The 17949-nt window shown below is 56.0% G+C and carries 14 protein-coding genes; 9 read left to right on the forward strand and 5 right to left on the reverse strand.

Annotated features, from left to right (window positions below):
- Positions 1 to 65: 65 nt before the first annotated feature.
- The 5 genes from KGA81_RS15155 to KGA81_RS15175 all read right to left on the reverse strand — a co-directional run bounded on the left by KGA81_RS15155 (position 66) and on the right by KGA81_RS15175 (position 8878).
- On the reverse strand, positions 66 to 671 hold the full coding sequence (locus KGA81_RS15155; RefSeq protein ID WP_223547011.1) for a lecithin retinol acyltransferase family protein: 606 nt from the start codon (positions 669 to 671) through the stop codon (positions 66 to 68).
- A gap of 156 nt (positions 672 to 827) precedes the next feature.
- Positions 828 to 6299, reverse strand: a complete 5472-nt coding sequence (locus tag KGA81_RS15160; protein WP_223547136.1) for an AAA family ATPase — start codon at positions 6297 to 6299, stop codon at positions 828 to 830.
- A 367-nt stretch (positions 6300 to 6666) separates the two neighbouring features.
- Positions 6667 to 7416, reverse strand: coding sequence for an SDR family NAD(P)-dependent oxidoreductase (locus KGA81_RS15165; RefSeq protein WP_223547012.1), 750 nt, complete (start codon positions 7414 to 7416; stop codon positions 6667 to 6669).
- Positions 7397 to 7837: a MerR family transcriptional regulator gene (locus KGA81_RS15170; protein WP_223547013.1), complete on the reverse strand. Its 441-nt coding sequence runs from the start codon at positions 7835 to 7837 to the stop codon at positions 7397 to 7399. The genes KGA81_RS15165 and KGA81_RS15170 overlap by 20 nt, the downstream gene beginning before the upstream one ends.
- Before the next feature lie 105 nt (positions 7838 to 7942).
- Entirely contained in the window at positions 7943 to 8878 is a 936-nt protein-coding gene (locus KGA81_RS15175; protein WP_223547137.1) for a LysR family transcriptional regulator, read from the reverse strand.
- 428 nt (positions 8879 to 9306) lie between these two features.
- Here KGA81_RS15175 and KGA81_RS15180 point away from each other — a divergent pair, with 428 nt between their 5' ends.
- The 9 genes from KGA81_RS15180 to KGA81_RS15220 all read left to right on the forward strand — a co-directional run bounded on the left by KGA81_RS15180 (position 9307) and on the right by KGA81_RS15220 (position 17920).
- Positions 9307 to 9699 carry a response regulator transcription factor gene (locus KGA81_RS15180; protein WP_223547014.1) on the forward strand — a complete coding sequence of 131 codons (393 nt, stop codon included), beginning with the start codon at positions 9307 to 9309 and terminating at the stop codon, positions 9697 to 9699.
- A gap of 217 nt (positions 9700 to 9916) precedes the next feature.
- A complete protein-coding gene (locus tag KGA81_RS15185; protein ID WP_223547015.1) occupies positions 9917 to 11119 on the forward strand; it encodes an NAD(P)/FAD-dependent oxidoreductase in 1203 nt (400 codons plus the stop codon).
- 93 nt (positions 11120 to 11212) lie between these two features.
- Positions 11213 to 12127: an MBL fold metallo-hydrolase gene (locus KGA81_RS15190; RefSeq protein WP_411736559.1), complete on the forward strand. Its 915-nt coding sequence runs from the start codon at positions 11213 to 11215 to the stop codon at positions 12125 to 12127.
- A gap of 214 nt (positions 12128 to 12341) precedes the next feature.
- A complete protein-coding gene (locus tag KGA81_RS15195) occupies positions 12342 to 13172 on the forward strand; it encodes an alpha/beta fold hydrolase (RefSeq protein WP_223547138.1) in 831 nt (276 codons plus the stop codon).
- A 279-nt stretch (positions 13173 to 13451) separates the two neighbouring features.
- Positions 13452 to 14195, forward strand: a complete 744-nt coding sequence (locus tag KGA81_RS15200) for an SDR family NAD(P)-dependent oxidoreductase (protein WP_223547017.1) — start codon at positions 13452 to 13454, stop codon at positions 14193 to 14195.
- Positions 14196 to 14308: 113 nt separating this feature from the next.
- The gene (locus tag KGA81_RS15205; RefSeq protein WP_223547018.1) at positions 14309 to 14797 is read left to right on the forward strand and encodes a GNAT family N-acetyltransferase; all 489 of its coding nucleotides are present in this window, start codon (positions 14309 to 14311) and stop codon (positions 14795 to 14797) included.
- Between the two features lie 291 nt (positions 14798 to 15088).
- Positions 15089 to 16033 carry a chromate resistance protein ChrB domain-containing protein gene (locus tag KGA81_RS15210; protein ID WP_223547019.1) on the forward strand — a complete coding sequence of 315 codons (945 nt, stop codon included), beginning with the start codon at positions 15089 to 15091 and terminating at the stop codon, positions 16031 to 16033.
- A complete protein-coding gene (chrA, locus tag KGA81_RS15215) occupies positions 16026 to 17384 on the forward strand; it encodes a chromate efflux transporter (RefSeq protein ID WP_223547020.1) in 1359 nt (452 codons plus the stop codon). The genes KGA81_RS15210 and chrA overlap by 8 nt, the downstream gene beginning before the upstream one ends.
- Before the next feature lie 83 nt (positions 17385 to 17467).
- Positions 17468 to 17920, forward strand: a complete 453-nt coding sequence (locus tag KGA81_RS15220) for a chromate resistance protein ChrB domain-containing protein (RefSeq protein ID WP_223547021.1) — start codon at positions 17468 to 17470, stop codon at positions 17918 to 17920.
- Positions 17921 to 17949: the final 29 nt, after the last annotated feature.

Here is a 17949-nt window from a genome sequence, read left to right on the forward strand (position 1 = left end):
CAGCTACTTTGCCACGCGTTGATCGGCATCCACACATGTTGCAGCCAAGTAAAATCATTGAAGAATCATGCTATAAACTTTAGCTCCAGCGCCGCCACGAGAGAAAGCAGATAGTATGGACGACGAAGGATCACTCTAACTTGCGTACTACAACTTTTCCCTTTGAGACACCAACTGCAAAAATGTTCGCAATTGTTGGTCAAAATCCGGTATTGGTTCTCACCCACTCTTGAACGCGCACGGCTGACAATTTCATCCTTCGAGTACTCACTAGGCTCCTGCAATACCCAGACCGGTTTACCGTTTGCAAAGCCTGCAAGGTTGCTCACTTCGACAGGTCCGGGCTTGAATGAGCCGCTGAATCCTGAGTAATGGGCTACTTCGCCAAACCCGAGATATATCCCGTGATGCAAATAAAACGTGCGCGGGCTAATCAAATGAGAACCTATGGGCAAAAACTCCAGGTCATTGTCCTGCAAAACGATCAGAGGCCGTGCGAAAGATATTTTTGGTAATTCATTACCAGCGAGTTGCTCTGCCGGCCTGAAAAACTCGACTATTAGCACCTTCAGATAGCCGATGATATCCATTACCACCAACATCAAGCAAAAAACAAATGCCGACCAAAAAAATAAAAGTTCGCCTTTCAACTTGTTGGCTAAAGTACTCATGATGAATTCTCCACAACCCTTGATATGCAATATATCGCCAGGCCTGCGAGACTTCATTTGTACGTGCGATCAATTCAGGTAACCATTCATATGTCACTTCCTAAACCTAAGTATTAAATCGAGTATCTGATCGCAGGAACCCCCTGGGTATTCGATTCAGCCCTGCGCGACAGGCAGTGTGAATTGAACGGTGGCGCCCCGGGGCGGGTTAGCGCTGGCCCATAAGCGGCCGCCATGCGCCTCAATAATTGAGCGACAGATCGATAGGCCCATCCCCAGTCCAGTGGATTTGGTGGTGTAGAAGGAAGCGAAAACCTGCTCGGTGTTTTCCGAAACAAACCCCGGCCCGGAATCGCTCACACTGACGAGCACGTACCCAGCATCATCTGACAATGCACTGATGTGCAATTGACGCTCGCCCTTACTCACACCACTCATGGCCTCGAGCGCATTCATGATCAAGTTGAGCAGCACCTGTTGCAGTTCAACCCGATCACCTTCGATCAATGGCAAACCTTCTTCGAGTCGAGTCTGAATCAAAGCCCCACTCTTCATGATCTGGCCACGGGTGAATTCGATCATCTCGCGGATTGCGGCGTTGATGTCCAGTGCCGCCTTGTGCGGGGGAGCCTTGCGCAGATGCTGGCGAATTCGACCCAATACATCGGCTGCCCGATTGGCATCCTTGATGAGACTCCCAAGTACTTTGCGGACCTCTTCGATCTCAGGCGGCTGGACGTTCAACCAGCGTAAAGCGGCATCGGCATTAAGAATGGCCGCAGCAATCGGTTGATTGACTTCGTGGGCAATCGAGGCCACAAGTTGCCCCATGGTCGCGACCCGGTTCACGTGGGCCAAATCCGCTTGTACTTCGCGATAGCGTTGTTCGCTTTCGCGGATTTTTCCTTCCGCTTGCTTGCGCTCGGTCAGATCCAGTACAAAAGCGACCCCTTCTTTACTGCTGGATTCATACATCGCCAGGCCGACAATCACCGGCAGGCGACTGCCATCCTTCCTGAAGTACTCCATTTCGTAGGGTTGGGCATAACCGGTCAGCAAAGCCTGGGCCAAAAAGTGCTCACTGAGCTCGCGAAATTCCGGTGTGGTCAGATCCCTCCAGCGCAGGCGGCCCGAAAAAAGATCCTCTCGCTCGTATCCCAGCATGCGAAGAAATGCATCGTTGGCCTCAATGATGTCACCGTTGGCATCCCAAACGAGAATCCCGATGATGTTGGCATCGACCAAGCGCCGGATCTTCCCTTCACGTTCCGCGACCTCGCGATACAAGCGGGCATTCTCCAGGGAACTGGCTGCCTGTGAGGCCACCAGTTTCAGTACGGCGATTCGGGCCGGGCTGAACACACCAGTGGTCAGATTGTTTTCGAGGTAGAGCGCACCGATAAGCTTGGCCTGGTTCATCAAGGGCAGGCATAGAATCGAGCGAACGTGGTGTCGGCGGATATAAGGGTCTTCGGCAAACGGGATTTCGGTCAGAGCATCGTCAAGAAAAACACTCTCTCTGGTGCGCAGGACATGGTAGACAATTGACTCCGGCAGCCATACCGAAGTCATCGGTTCATCGCTCAACTGCAGGGAATTGCTGCCTGTGTTCACCTGCGCTGCAATGCGGTGCTCACCGGTGTCTGACAGAATCAATACGCCTCGTTCAGCACCGGCCTGTTCGATGGCGGTGCGCATGATCATATCGATAAGTTTTTCAAGAACGATTTCGCCCGACACCGCCTGCGAGACCTTTATGACGGTGGCCAGATCCAGGTGTTCGACCGGTGCGATTATCGTGGTTGTCGGGCCGAGCGTATGTTCTTCGGTCCTGAGCAACGGATACCGTCCCTCAAGTTGGCGCACCTTGCCATCTGCCCCCCAACGCAGGTACGCGTAGCGGGCGTCTTGCAAGTAGACACGGGCTATTTTCCCAAGACCACGGGCCGCGTAGAAACGAGATGCCAGTTCATTGGCAAGTGCTTCGATATGGACAAAGCCGCTCTTTTGCGCCAAGTGCACGGCCTGTTCGTACAGCAACTCGGCGTCGAGCATACGCCCTTCGACGCGGGCGATCTCGGCGCCGACCAGCGCGGCCCGGCTCGCGAAATTTTCCGGGCACTGTTCAGCCCACATTTGGAGTTGTCGGTGATCTGCCGTGATGGCGAGCAAATACTCCGAGCGCTCGTCCACCGAGACACTGTCGCACCATCGGGCTCGAGCAAGCGCGTCATAGAAGTAAAACTCGGCCTCCTCGAAAAACGACTGACAAACCCAAAGTAACTTCTGCGCCTTTGTGGCGGCATGCACGGCCGCTTCAGGATCGTCTGCCATAAAACGAGCTTGCAGTTTGCGCACCCAATACAAACATTCAGCCAGTACCAGGTCCGGGCTGCTGGACAGATGGGTTTCAGTATCAAGCTCGTTCAACTCGCCTTCGTCCAGACGACCGAAGATGGGCGTCAAGCCTCGCAGCATTCGGATCAGTACCAACTGTGTGATGATAAAATCAATCACCAGCCCGAAGCGCACCTTCCTGGCGTAAACCAGACCCCGTTCGGATTCGCCTTGAACGTCGGACAACAGCTCGCCGGCGAAAAGCAAATCGGCGGTGAGGTTATTGCCCGCGTAGGCGCCATAGGGCAGATCACCAATCCGATTGGCCGCCGTAAATGAGCGGTGCAACAGCTCCCGGCACTCGCCCACGTGTTTCATCCAGCGCACGGCAAAACAGGAGAAGCACAAATAAGTACTGGCCTCGAATCGGGTCAGGCCACGTTGTTCAACGAGTGCGCAACCCAACTGACCAAAACGGAATCCCATCTGGTAGTCACCGAACCGTCGCCCGGCGACCCTGAATACATTCGCGTAGAGGACACAGGAGGCATCGCAATTGCCCCACTCAAGGCTAAGACTGACAGCCTTGCAGATCGACAGGCACGACAGGTTCGCATCGCTTTGCAAGGCCGGCGCGAAAAGCTTGCCCAGTGCGTTGACGGTCACGAGTGAAGTTTCGTCCTCCATTAACGGTAGATTGATAAGCTCCTCGATTGACCGATTTCCCAGTAATGAACCGATGCGGTCGTACTCACAACGCACCTCATCATCGCTGGGGTGCGCCGACCATTCGATACCCACATGCCGCAGATATTCCAGGCAGACAGCAACCGCGCCATCACTGCGATCCAGAAGCAGGCAGACGTCCATTTGCAGGCACGCAACACTGGCTCGCTCGATTACGGTCATGGCACGCTTGGACAGCGCGGTCAGGCGCATGTCAGCGGTTGAAAGTTGCCCAGTCAGCAACTCGCATTCGGCCCTGTTCAATTCCAGTGCAAAGATCAGCCCATGCCGACGCGCCCAGTAATTCTCCTCCAACAACTGCGCGCCAACGGTCAGATAGTTGAGCGCAGAAGCATAGGCAGTCGACGCCTTGGCGCGTTGACCGGCAATCAGGTTCAATTCGGCCAACTGCTCGCGCTCACCCTCGTCGGTCAGTAGCGCGGCACCACGATTGAGCTGACCCACGATGTCGAAGATCGCTTCCTCCCGTTTCTCAGGAGGCGTCTGTGCAGCGAGCAGGCGCCCGATTCGAAGGTGGGCTTCATTGCGTAGATCCTTGGGGATCAATGAATAGGCTGCTTCATGAATTCGGTCATGCATAAAACCATAGGCTCCCTCCAGGCGCTCGACCAACTCCTGGCGAATGGCATCCCACAGCACTGTGCGGATCCGCGTCTTGGGGATGCCCAGAACGGTTGAAAGCACTGCGATCTCGGCAACGTTTCCCAGGCAGGCAAGCTGCTGCAGTGCCTGCTGCGTCTCAACCGGTAATCGGGCCAGCTTATCGACCATCAGGTCCACGATATTGTCGGTATAACCCTTGGCATGAATGCGATCCGGGTCCCAGCGCCACCGCCGTGCTTGATGGTCGAACGTCAGCAAATGCTCATCGGCGAGCGCTTGCAAAAACTGGATCACGAAGAACGGATTACCGGCAGTTTTTTCGAGCAGCAGCTGTGCCAGGGGCTCAATGATCGCGAGTTCGGTTTGAAGTGCCTCAGCGACCAACTGTTCAATGTGCTGTTTGGCGAGCGGCGCGAGCGTAATTTCAGCAACCCTGCCGCCCTCGTTTCGAATAGCCTGAAGCGTGCCCGTTAAAGGATGTGTGACATCCACTTCATTGCTTCGATAGGCCCCCACCAACATCAGGTACCGCACATCCGGGCTGGTCAGTAGATCTTCAAGCAGGTCGAGCGTTGCTGCATCGAGCCATTGCAAGTCGTCCAGGAACAGTGCGAGTGGATGAGACTGTTGGGCAAATACACTGATAAAGCGCCGGAACACCAGCAGGAAACGGTTTTGCGCTTGTTGTGGGTCTAGTGCCGGTACCGGTAGCGGTTCGCCAATGATGAGTTTCAGTTCAGGAATGAGATCGGTCATGAGGCGCGCATTGGGTGCCAGCGCCTCCTGCAACGTATCACGCCAGTTCGCCAGCTCCGTATCGTTCTTTCCAAGCAGCGTGCGGACCAGACTTTGAAACGCCTGGACCAGGGTTGAGTAGGGAATGTCCCGCCGGTATTGATCGAACTTTCCGCAAGCGAAGAGCCCTCGCGGCGGCACCAGTACCTTGTGCAGCTCATTGACCACCGAGGACTTGCCGATTCCGGAGTACCCGGTGACCAGCACGAGCTCCGGTGCGCTGCTTGCGACGATTCGATTGAAGGAGGCGACGAGCGTGTCGACCTCATGCTCGCGACCGTAGAGTTTTTCGGGAATCAGCAACCGGTCGGAAGTACCCTGCTCGCCCAGCGCAAAGGCAGTGATGCAGTGCAGCTCTTGCCAGTCTGCCAGGCAGCGCTGCAGATCGTGTTCAACACTCGCGGCCGTCTGGTAACGCTCTTCGGCCGTCTTGGCGAGCAGCTTCATGACGATATCAGAGAGCGCCTCGGGAACGGATTCGACTCGCATATTGGGTGGCTGCGGTTTTTTGGCAATATGGCAATGCACCCATTCCATCGGGTCTGTGGCTACAAACGGCAGCGATCCGGTCAACATCTGGTATAGCGTGACGCCGAAGGAATAGAGATCACTTCGCGAATCGATTGAGCGATTCATCCGGCCAGTCTGTTCAGGTGCCATATAGGCCAGCGTACCCGCGATCGTTTCGGGGGCTTGGCGCTCGCGTGGTAGCTGTGAAGCGAGGCCGAATCCGGTGAGCCTGGCCAGTTCGTCTTTGCAGTGCACCCAAATATGGCCGGGCTTGATGTCTTTATGGACCAGTCCGCGCTGGTGGAGCTTACCCAGAGCCATCGCGATACTGATAGCCAGATGCAAAAACGTGGCCGTATTCATAGGCGAATCCAGAAGCTGCGCAAGCGGCACACCGCCTGGATCCTCGAGCACCAGATGCATTTTCCCACCGTCGCGCACCAGCTCCAGCGGACGCACAGCCCAGGTACTATCGAGTTCGTCCTTCAAGCCAAACTCATGGGCGAATCGGCCGAGACAAGCCGGAAGCGGTTGTTCCGCAACGGGTCGTGCAACCAGAACATTGTGATCGCCTTTCACACCCGAGCGCAGTTCCCGACAGAACATACGCTCACCATCGTTCCACAGTATCTGCACATTGTTATCCATCGCAGCGGTAACTCTACGTAGATTCTTGACTACCGCACCTTGCTGTCGCGCTGTCCACATGTCGCGCCATGATACTGATACCGACGCAACAAGGACGGACGACTGGATGCCCGGGTTTATTTTTATGGCGCAATTGCAGAGGCGAGCGTTTGACCAGCTTCTAGAGTAGCTTGTGATAAGAAAGACGTGCATCGACTGCACGCAATCTCAACATTAGCGAGCTGTGTTGACTTTCAGCACCATAACGCCTGCGCGCGTAAGGTGATGCAGAGAATGGTCAGGGTGGGTCAATAAAATCTGGCGTATGACAGCCCCCAAGTCATTCAGGCCTGCGACTGTCTATGTCCGTCAGCAGTCAGATCTGGCCCAACCCGCCGTCAGCACAAAGATCGACGCCAGTGATAAAGCTGCTTTCGGCACTGGCCAGAAACAGTGCCGCCGCTGCCAGTTCCTCGGGACGACCCAGTCGACCAAGGGGGATCATTTCGCCAAGCGTCCTCTCAAAAGCCTCCAGACTTTCATCGGGTACGCCCATCTTGCCGATAATCGGTGTCTTCACGGGCCCTGGGCTAAGGCAGTTGACGCGAATACCGCGATGTTTGAGGTCATACGCCCAACTGCGCGCAAAGGACCGTACGGCAGCCTTTGTCGCCGCGTATACGCAATGCCCTTCCAGCGCCTTAAAGTGCGCGATAGAAGAAACCAGTACGATAGAAGCTCCGTCGTTGAGTAACGGCAGGGCCTTTTGAGTGATCTGAAATACTCCCCTGACATTCGTATCGAACTGACTTTCATATTGCTCGTCGGTCACGAACTCCAACGGTGCAGGATGGATAACGCCGGCATTGGCCACCAATACATCAATGCGTCCATACGACTGCCCTACTTGTTTATAAAGACGCTCGACGTCGTCCCGTCGACTGACATCTCCCTGGAATGCCGTGACGCGCGAACCTAATGTCGTTAGAGCTTCATCCAACGCTTCCTGCCGGCGTCCGGTGATTACCACTTGCGCGCCTTCCTCAACGAAGCGACGTGCGATGGCCAAACCGATCCCGCTGCCGCCACCGGTGATTACCGCCACTTTATCGTGCAACTTCCCCATTGCTTAAGCCCTCCAGTTCCAAGTCAAGGTGTGTGTTGTTTGCGTGAGTGCCTGCTTTCGTCGCTGGGTCCGATTGGGTGTAACGCTCCAGCCGGTCAAACAATCGCTGCCTTCTATCCATCAACAATTCGAGCAAGCTATCCAGAGCACTCAGTTTCTCCATGTGTTGCTTCAGGCACTGACGAAATTGTTCACTGCCCGGCTCGCTGTCCTGCAGATATGCAAGCAATCCGTGTATTTGTCGGGTGCTGAAACCACAATCAATAAGCTCCTTGATCCATAGCACCCGCTCCACGGCCGCTGGTGCATATTCGCGATAGCCGTTTTCCTGACGGGTGGACTCAATCAATTTCTGCATTTCGTAATGGCGCAACGCTCGATGGCTCACACCGGTACGGGATGCCAGTTCTCCAATTCTCATCTTTGTCCTCCTCGAAGAGACTCTACGACCCTGACACTAGTGTCAGGGTCAAGCACTGTTTTGCAGGACACCCAGAGGGGTTTCATAGAACAAAGTCGCGCCAACTCACGCTACAGCCAGAGACACGGGCAGCTCCGGGTGCTGGCTGAGGTATCGACAGAAACGCGAGCGTAACCAGCTCTCCCGAGGGTCGTTGTGTGTTGCGCCACGCCAGACCATTGACAAGTCCGGCGTCGGTAAATCCAATGGCGCAAACTCGGCACGCATCCCTTCCATTTGTGCCATGGCCCGAGCTACGTACTCCGGCAAAATCGCTATCATGTCGCTGCCGGCGAGTAGCGCGGGCAAGGCACTGAATTGCGGAACCGCCAGGACTACTTTTCGCTGTCTACCGATCAGGCTCAGGGCATGGTCGGCGTCGTCGACGACGTTTCCCATCGAAGACACCACCACGTGAGGGCGTTTGCAAAACTCCTCCAGCTCCAGGCAGCCGGGATTTGAATCAGCGCGCAACAGCATGGGCTGCATCGGCCGCAACCTTTTACAGTGGGCACTGGCCGGCAGTTCCTGGGCATAGCTGATACCGATGGAAATCTCTCCCGAGGTCAACAATTGAGGTAACTGCCGATGATCCACTCTGCGCACCACCAGCGTGATGTTTGGCGCTTCATCGCGCAGGTGCTTCATCAAGCGTGGCAGCAGCGCGTACTCGACATCGTCGCAGAGCCCGACATGAAAGGTCTCGCTACTGGTGAGCGGGTCGAATGCCTGCGTACAACTCAAGGCAACAGCGATGCCATCCAGTGCGGGGGTCAGTCGCGCATGAATTTCTTCCGCGCGCGCTGTGGGTTCCATTACCCTACCGGTGCGGATGAACAGCGGATCGTTGAACATCGAACGCAGTCGGCCCAAGGCGCTGCTGATTGTGGTCTGACACAAGAAAAGACGTTCACCAGCCCGGGTGACGTTGCGTTCGTGCATGACTGTTTCGAAGACAATCAGCAGATTGATGTCGGCTCGCCGCAGATCATTTCTATTCATCACGTTCACCGTCTTGGCGCAAGGCCGCTTGGGTAGAGAATCGAAAAATGGTTATCGCAGCGCACCCGTATTGCTGGAGGCCAGCGAGGAAGTTCCAGCTTATGCAGGGCAATGGCAAGGCGTCACTTGTACTTGAGTTCAATCGGTACACCCCTAGGTTGGGTGCCTTAGTACGTGGGTATACCCGGCTTACAGGATCAACAAGTACAAAAGCCGCTAAAAATCGGATTATCCAGCCCCTAGAGTTGTTCAAGTAAATTTTTTATCACTCGCGACCAGACAGCAAAAAAATACAACTTGATTTATTTAACACAATTTCTGCCAAGCGCAGTCATGCTTGGGTCTTAGCGGACTATACGTTCGTATACTTCTATAACATTTTATTTTGCGTATGTTGTAGTAACGACCGAAATTGTAATGGCCTCAAAATGAAGCAAGATACGCAAAAATCCAATTCAAAAACCATTGCCATCGTCGATGATGACGACTCAGTACGGGGAGCGCTTGAAAGCTTGTTGCGGTCCAGTGGATACAAGGTTCAAACCTACCCCAGCGCTTTGGAATTCCTCAAGAACAATGCCTCTGCCGACGTTGATTGCCTGGTTTCCGATGTCCAGATGCCGGGAATGAGCGGATTGGAGCTACACAAGAAGCTCGCGGCGATGGGCGCTCACATTCCCACTATCTTCATCACGGCTTTTCCTGATGCCCTCCCTCTCCTTGGCACCAACACGCCTGCTCTGATTGCGTATCTGCCAAAACCTTGTGAAGCAAATAAGTTGCTGAATCACATTAAAACAGCCTTGCGCGAAAACAGCTGAAAAAAATCGCTAAAGCCTCCAGCTTTCACTCGATATAAACCTTCGTATACATCAACTCCACTGAAGTATGTGGTTTTTGAACCGACGCATGAGTGCACCCGTTAAAACCCTGCAATAACATACCCCCACAGCGGATGAACTGCTGAAAACAACATAGATGCCTCATAAAACCTGAAGAACAATTTCAAGAACATTGAAAACTTTTGAGGAACAACTGATGAAACAGCAAATTCTGGTTATTGGTGCGGGGTTCGGTGGTGTATGGAGTGCATTGAGCGCCGCTCGCCTATTGGATCAACACAGTCGTAATGACGTGGAAATCACCCTGCTGGCGCCCCAGGCACAATTGCGCATACGTCCACGCTTCTACGAAAGCGACGTGCACAAAATGTTTGCACCACTGGATGGATTGTTCGACTCGGTTGGTGTGCGTTTCGTCAAGGGAACCGCCGAGCATATCGAAGAGCTCGCGAGGACTGTGGGTTACCGCGATGAGACCGGGCGTTGGAACACGTTGACCTACGACCGCCTGGTACTTGCGGCTGGCAGCCAGTTGGTCCGCCCCAAGGTACCCGGCCTTGAGGCCCATGCGTTCGACGTTGACCAGATCGAAGCGGCGGTGCGCCTTGAGAATCACCTGAAGTCCCTCAACGGTCGGCCCGAAAGTGTTGCCCGCAATACCGTGGTAGTCGTTGGCGGCGGTTTTACCGGAATCGAGACCGGCACCGAAATGCCCGCGCGTTTGCGCGCTGTGCTCGGAGATGATCAGGACATCCGCGTGATCATCATCGATCGAGGTCCTGCGATCGGTGCGTCCATGGGCGACGGGATTCGTCCATCGATCATCGAGGCCTCCGAGCATCTGGGAATCGAATGGGTGCTCAATACCGGTGTAACAGCGATTGACGCCAATGGCGTGACCCTCGCCGACGGTCGCCACATTGAAAGCCAGACAGTGGTCTGGACAGTCGGCTTTCGCGCAAGCCCGCTGACCGAACAGATGTCCAGTACCCGTGATGCCCAGGGACGCCTGCATGTCGATGCAAACCTGAAGGTGCTGGGCCAGGAGCATGTCTACGCCGCCGGGGATGTCGCCTATGCGGCCACCGACGACCTGGGCAACTTCGCAGCGATGTCCTGCCAGCATGCGATTTCCCTGGGACGTCATGCCGGGAACAACGTCGCGGCGGACCTGCTCGGTATCGCGCCCACACCTTACCGTCAGCCCAAGTACGTGACCTGCCTCGATCTGGGCGGCTGGGGTGCGGTGTACACCGAAGGTTGGGATCGCCAGCTCAAACTGGTCAAGGACCCGGCCAAGGAACTCAAGACGCAAATCAATTCCGTGTGGATCTACCCGCCGGCAGCAGATCGGGCCACTGCCTTGGCGGCAGCTGATCCGATGATTCCGGTGGCCTGATGTTGCCACCGTTATCAATCCGTCGCTCTCGGACCCGAGCGGCGTTCAACTGAGTTTTCTGAACCGAGTAATGGGAGAACAACCATGACTGACATGAACTTGAGCAATGCGTCATTCACCGGTGAATCGGCGTCCGAGGAATTGGTGCCTTCACGTTATGCGCTTCGAATCGGCGAGATAGACGTCCTGGTGGTCAGCGATGGCGTGCTGCCGCTGCCGACCGAAACGATGTCTACCAATGCCGACCCAACTGCCCGTGCGGCCTGGTTCAAGGACATGTTCCTGGGACCGGACGCGTTCGATTGGGCGTTGAACGTATTGGTGGTGCGTAGTGGCGACAAGGTCATCCTCGTCGACGCCGGACTGGGAGGTCAGTTCCCCGGCTTTCCGCGGGCCGGGCAATTCCCCAAGCGACTGAAGGCTGCCGGTATCGAGCTTGCCGCCGTGACCGACGTGGTAATTACCCACATGCATATGGACCATATCGGCGGGCTGCTTGTCGACGAGGTAAAGAGCCAGCTGCGTCCCGACGTGAGAATCCACGTATCGGCCACTGAAGTCGCATTTTGGGAGTCACCCGATTTCTCCCTTACGTCCATGCCCTCACCGGTACCGGATGTACTGCGGGCAACCGCCAATCAATTCATCAGCGCATATCGCAGCAATGTGCATACGTTCGAGGATGAGTGCGAGGTGGCACCGGGAGTGGTCGCCAAGCTCACCGGCGGCCATACCCCCGGGCACTGCGTGGTCTACGTGACCTCTGGCAGTGAGCGGTTGACCTTCGCAGGCGACGCCCTGTTCCCAGTCGCCTTCGAACATCCAGACTGGCACAACGGCTTCGAACATGACCCTGAGGAGTCGGTTCGCGTTCGTGTCCGCCTGTTGCGCGAGGCAGCGGCCAGCGGTGAATTGTTCGTGGCCACTCACCTGCCATTCCCCTCCGTTGGCCGGGTTGCTCTCGACGGTGATGCCTTTCGCTGGGTCGCGGGCTTCTGGGACTACTGATCGGTTGTGAGTTTCGTCTCCATCAAAACCAAGGCAGACCACTATGAAAGATTCCAATCGAGAGATAGATCTGCAGCGTCGGGCCATTTTGACGGGTTCAGTAGTAGTGGCCGCCAGTTTGTTGGTACCGCTTTCCAGCTTTTCCGAGTTGACGCAGGCAGCTGGCAAACCCTCTGCAACCCAACACCAATCAGATCACCAGGAGATGCACGCCATGAACTTTATTACCACCAAAGACGGCACCAGGATTTTCTACAAGGATTGGGGCCCGAAAGACGCAACGCCCATTGTGTTTCACCACGGCTGGCCGTTGAGCGCAGACGACTGGGATAACCAGATGATGTTTTTCTTGCTCAAGGGCTACCGGGTGATCGCGCACGACCGCCGGGGCCACGGGCGCTCGACCCAAACCTGGGTGGGCAACGAAATGGACACTTATACCGCCGACGTCATCGAACTGACCGATGCTCTCGACCTCAAGGGTGCGATCCATGTCGGCCATTCGACCGGTGGTGGCGAAGTGGCGCGTTACGCCGCTCGCGCCAAACCAGGACGTGTCGCCAAAGCGGTGCTGATCAGCGCAGTTCCGCCAATCATGGTTAAGTCAGAGAAAAATCCCGGTGGTTTACCGCTGGAAGTGTTCGACGGATTCCGGACGGCGCTGGCCGCCAATCGCGCACAATTTTACCTGGACGTTCCGTCGGGGCCGTTCTACGGCTTCAATCGACCGGGCGCCAAGGTTTCGCAAGGCATGATCGACCATTGGTGGCGTCAAGGCATGATGGGCGGTGCAAAAGCTCATTACGACTGCATCAAAGCGTTTTCCGAGACTGACTTCACCGAAGATCTGAAGGCGATCGAGGTACCAACGCTGGTCATGCATGGAGAGGACGACCAGATTGTACCCTTTGCCGACTCTGCGCCGCTTTCGGCCAAACTATTGAAGCATTCCACGCTCAAGACGTATCCGGGTTTTCCTCACGGAATGCCGACAACCCACTCGGAGCAGATCAACGCTGATGTGTTGGCGTTCATTCGCGGTTGAGCACTCACGTCGCGGCGGCGGTCTCGTCGCCGTCGCGGCGTCTTGAATGCAGGCGCTGGCTTGATTCGAAGTCCTGCACCTGCGCATCAACCCTGCGGCTGAAAACACCCCTATCCAATCAAGTCAGAATGACTATGCTCATGTCAAAACGACTACAAAAGCATTGATGTCATAATGACCATATTTATCTTATTTATATGATTTTTTTATCTTTTTTAGTTGGCACGCTTACTGACTAAGTCAATCCGCCAATTTTGGCTGCCTCTGAAGAAATCCCCCATGAGCAATGAATTCCATCAACGCCTTGCCGTCGTCACAGGTGCCAGCACGGGCATTGGACTGGCTGTCACCCAAGGTTTACTGGAGCGCGGCGCACAGGTTGTGGCGATGGCTCGCCATACCGCTGGCCTTGGAGAACTGGCCGAACGGTTTGGCGAAAAACTGTTTCTACTGCCAGGCGACGTAACCCTCGCGGACGACCAGACCAGGCTGGCGCAACTGACCGCGAAAATCGGCCCTGTGCATTTCCTTGTACCCAATGCCGGCATAGCCCAGCTGGCCGATGGCCTTGACTTGATGGCTTTCGACCAGCAGTGGGCGGTCAATGGCGCTGGCGCACTCAGTACGTTGAGTACCTTGCGTGGGCAACTTGCGACCCAGGCGTCCGTGGTGTTTATCGGAACGTTTTTACAGCAGAGCACCTTTCCGGGCCTGGCCGCTTACATCGCTTCAAAGGCTGCCCTACGGGCGCAGGTGCGCACGTTGGCCGTTGAGCTGGCACCCCAGGGCATACGCCTCAACATGGTGTCTCCAGGCCCCACCGCCACGCCGATCTGGAACACCCTTGGCCTCAATGACGAAGCGCTGGGCGCCGTTGCCAGCACAGTCAAGCAACGCTTACTGTCAGGTCAATTCCTTGAACCCGACGCCGTGGCGGACGTCATTCTTTTCCTGCTCGGCCAAGGCGCACGCAGTGTGTTTGGTCAAGACTGGGTGGTAGATGGTGGGTACACCCTAGGCTGACCTGTCCACCGTATTGCGTGGGGCACCACGCAATACGGTGTAATAAAAAACCTTTCAGACAGCTGCCTTGGGACTCAGCTAAAGTACTGATTCATGGAGCTTAGAGACGAGCAATGAAGCTGAACCACAGGCCAGTGAAGGCTGGCGACGTTAAAATGATCTGCGGCTTTCCTCAGAATGCTCAAGAGTTGTTTTTCATGTTTCCAAAGGCGCACTTCCCGCTAACGGAAACGCAGTTGATGACCGCGATATCCCAACGCTTTGACTCTACCGTCGTAGAAATCAATGGGACTGTCGTCGGGTTTGCCAATTTCTACCGAGCGCAACGCAATGGCGTCTGCTGTATTGGCAATGTCATCGTCTCGCCGAGTGCACGGGGCAAAGGAGTGGCCGCGTTTATCGTAGAGACGATGACCGGCCTGGCATTCGAGCGTTACGGAGCCAACGAGGTGCAGATTTCCTGTTTCAACGAAAACACGGCAGGGCTGCTGCTCTACCCCAGGCTCGGGTTTGTGCCTTATGCCGTTGAGGAGCGACCTTCTTTGGGAAACGGCCGATCGGCCCTCATACACATGAGGCGCAGCAGAAGCTCGACAGAGTGAGTCCACAGCCAACAGCGAACATTCACTCATCGACTGGTCATACTCAAAACGTATTTGACGCCGGATAGTCCGAATACCCTCCCTGCCTCGCTAGTTGGGGCGATCAGCAAGGGAAAGCGCATTGATTTTCCTTATGACACTGTCACCATCACTCGCGTACAGGCGCTGTTTGCGCCTATCCCGGCATCGCCATCCATGCTCACCGGAATCCTCTGTTCTCAAGGACAGCTTTCCAAACATGTAGAACAGAGATAATGTAATTCTTATTACAAAATAAATAGCGATCTCTACATGAAAAAATGGCTGGCTTTGATTCTAGGCCTACCCACCGCGAATGCCACCGAACGCATGCGAGCCTGGCGTGCCTTGAAAGCGTCAGGTGCTGCGGTCTTGCGCGATGGCGCCTACCTGCTGCCTGACACCGGCTTGTGTCGTGAAGTGCTGGCGTCTGTAGAGCGCGACATCCTTGCCATCAATGGCACCGCGTTCGTTCTGCCCGTCGTCGATCCAGATGGTGAACGCTTTGTCGAGTGGTTCGACCGTAGCGATGATTACGGCAAGCTTGGTGCGCAAATCGAAGAATGCCGTGGACAGCTGAATGCTGAAAACGTGCTGGCGACGACCAGACAAATTCGTAAGCTGCGCAAAGCCTACGATCAACTGGCAAGCATCGATTACTTCCCGGGCAAGCCGAAGCAGCAGATCGATTCGGCGTTGCAGGAGCTAGAGACGGCGGTCAGTAGAGCCCTGTCGCCGGATGAGCCACACAGCAGCAACCACCCAATCACGGCGCTCAATCCTGGCGATTATCAGGGCCGTATCTGGGCAACCCGCAAGCGTCCCTGGGTCGACCGGCTGGCGTGTGCCTGGCTGATTCGCCGCTTCATTGACCCCCACGCCCGGATCCTCTGGCTCGAGCACCCCCAGGACTGCCCGGCCGACGCCCTGGGCTTTGATTTCGATGATGCGGTTTTCAGCCATGTCGGCAACCGCGTGACCTTCGAAACCCTGCAAGCCAGCTTTGAACTTCAGGCGCCAGGCCTGAACCGCATTGCGGCTTTGGTGCATTACCTCGATGTCGGAGGCATTCAACCGGTGGAGGCTGCCGGCATCGAGCGCGTGCTGGCAGGGCTGCGCGAAACCATTCTCCACGACGACCAATTGCTGGTTGCCGCGAGCGCCATCTTCGACGGCCTGCTCGCCGGGTTTGTAAAAGAGGAACAACCCAATGAATAAGGTTCTCGCACCCGCGGTTGAAGAGGATCTGTCGAGGCCAAAGCCGATCAGCTTGCGTGAGGCGTTCTGGTTCTGGTTGAAGCTGGGTTTCATCAGCTTCGGCGGGCCAGCCGGACAGATCTCGATCATGCACCTGGAACTGGTGGAGCGTCGGCGCTGGATCTCCGAACGACGCTTTCTGCATGCCCTCAATTACTGCATGTTGTTGCCAGGGCCAGAGGCTCAACAATTGGCGACTTACATCGGCTGGCTGATGCATCGAACCTGGGGTGGAGTGATTGCGGGTGCTTTGTTTGTACTGCCCTCGCTGTTCATCCTGATCGCTCTGTCGTGGATGTATATCGCGTTCGGCGAAGTGCCCGTGGTGGCCGGGCTCTTCTATGGGATCAAGCCTGCCGTGACCGCCATCGTGGTGCAGGCGGCCCATCGAATCGGCTCTCGGGCGTTGAAGAACAATTGGCTGTGGGCGATAGCGGCAGCGTCATTTACCGCCATCTTCGCGTTCAATGTCCCCTTCCCGCTGATCGTGCTGGGTGCCGCTTTAATCGGCCATGTCGGTGGACGCCTGGCACCCGAGAAGTTCAGGGCTGGCGGCCATAGCGCCGCCAAAAAGTCTTATGGGCCGGCGTTGATCGATGACGACACGCCCGCCCCTGAGCATGCCCGATTCAGCTGGTTGAAACTGGTGCCGCTCGCACTGATCGGCGTTGCACTGTGGGCGTTGCCAATGGGGATTTTGACCGCCCTCTTTGGCTGGGAAGGCACCTTGACCCAAATGGGCTGGTTCTTTACCAAGGCCGCGCTGCTGACCTTCGGCGGAGCCTACGCTGTACTTCCCTATGTCTACCAAGGCGCAGTCGGTCACTATGGCTGGCTGACGCCGACGCAGATGATCGACGGCCTGGCGCTAGGCGAAACCACACCGGGGCCATTGATCATGGTGGTGGCGTTCGTCGGCTTTGTCGGCGCCTATGTCTTGCAAGTATTCGGTGCCGATCAAGTATTTCTGGCGGGCGCTGTGGCCGCCGCCCTGGTCACCTGGTTCACCTTCCTGCCCTCGTTCCTGTTCATCCTTGCAGGTGGCCCGCTGGTAGAGTCGACTCACAACGAACTCAAATTCACCGCACCGCTCACCGCCATTACGGCGGCCGTCGTCGGCGTGATCCTTAATCTGGCGTGTTTCTTCGGCTATCACGTACTTTGGCCGAAAGGCTTCAGCGGCAACCTCGACTGGCCCTCAGCCCTGATCGCCATTGCCGCGGCGATTGCCTTGTTGCGCTTCAAGCGGGGCGTCATCCAGGTGCTGATGGCCTGCGCGCTCGTCGGTTTGGCAGTGCATCTGCTGCGCTAGACCGCACGAGTGGATCAACAGTCTTTGGCGGGCATTGGGTTCGCCAGATCACCCAGCCTACCCAACCAGGCAGGAGGTGTTCCATGAGGTGGATTACCCGTGAACGGCCCAAGATTGACCGCATCGCCTGCCCCTGGCTGATCGCGCGTTTTATCGATCCGCAGCCCGAGTTCTTATACGTGCCCAGTGGTGACGTACTACGGTTGGCGACGGAGAGAGACGCTGTGCCCTACGACATTCCCGGCGTAGAACTGACTCATGAGGGCGAGCTGTGCAGCTTCGACGCCTTTCTGAAAAAGTACCAGCTCAATGAACCCGCTTTGCAGCAGTTGGCCAGGATCGTCCGTGGAGCCGATACCTCCCGCCTGGATCTGACGCCGCAATCGGCGGGGTTGTACGCCATCTCACTGGGACTGTCGCAGCGATATTGCGATGATCATGAAATGCTTTCGCATGGGCTCATCCTGTACGACGCACTCTATGCATGGTGCAAGGAATGCCAAGGTGAATCGCATAACTGGCCTCCACAAATGTGACAAAGCCAGCGTGCATCAACGTAGGAGCC

Origin of the sequence: Pseudomonas sp. A-B-19, assembly GCF_019947515.1 — a bacterium.
Classification (GTDB): domain Bacteria; phylum Pseudomonadota; class Gammaproteobacteria; order Pseudomonadales; family Pseudomonadaceae; genus Aquipseudomonas.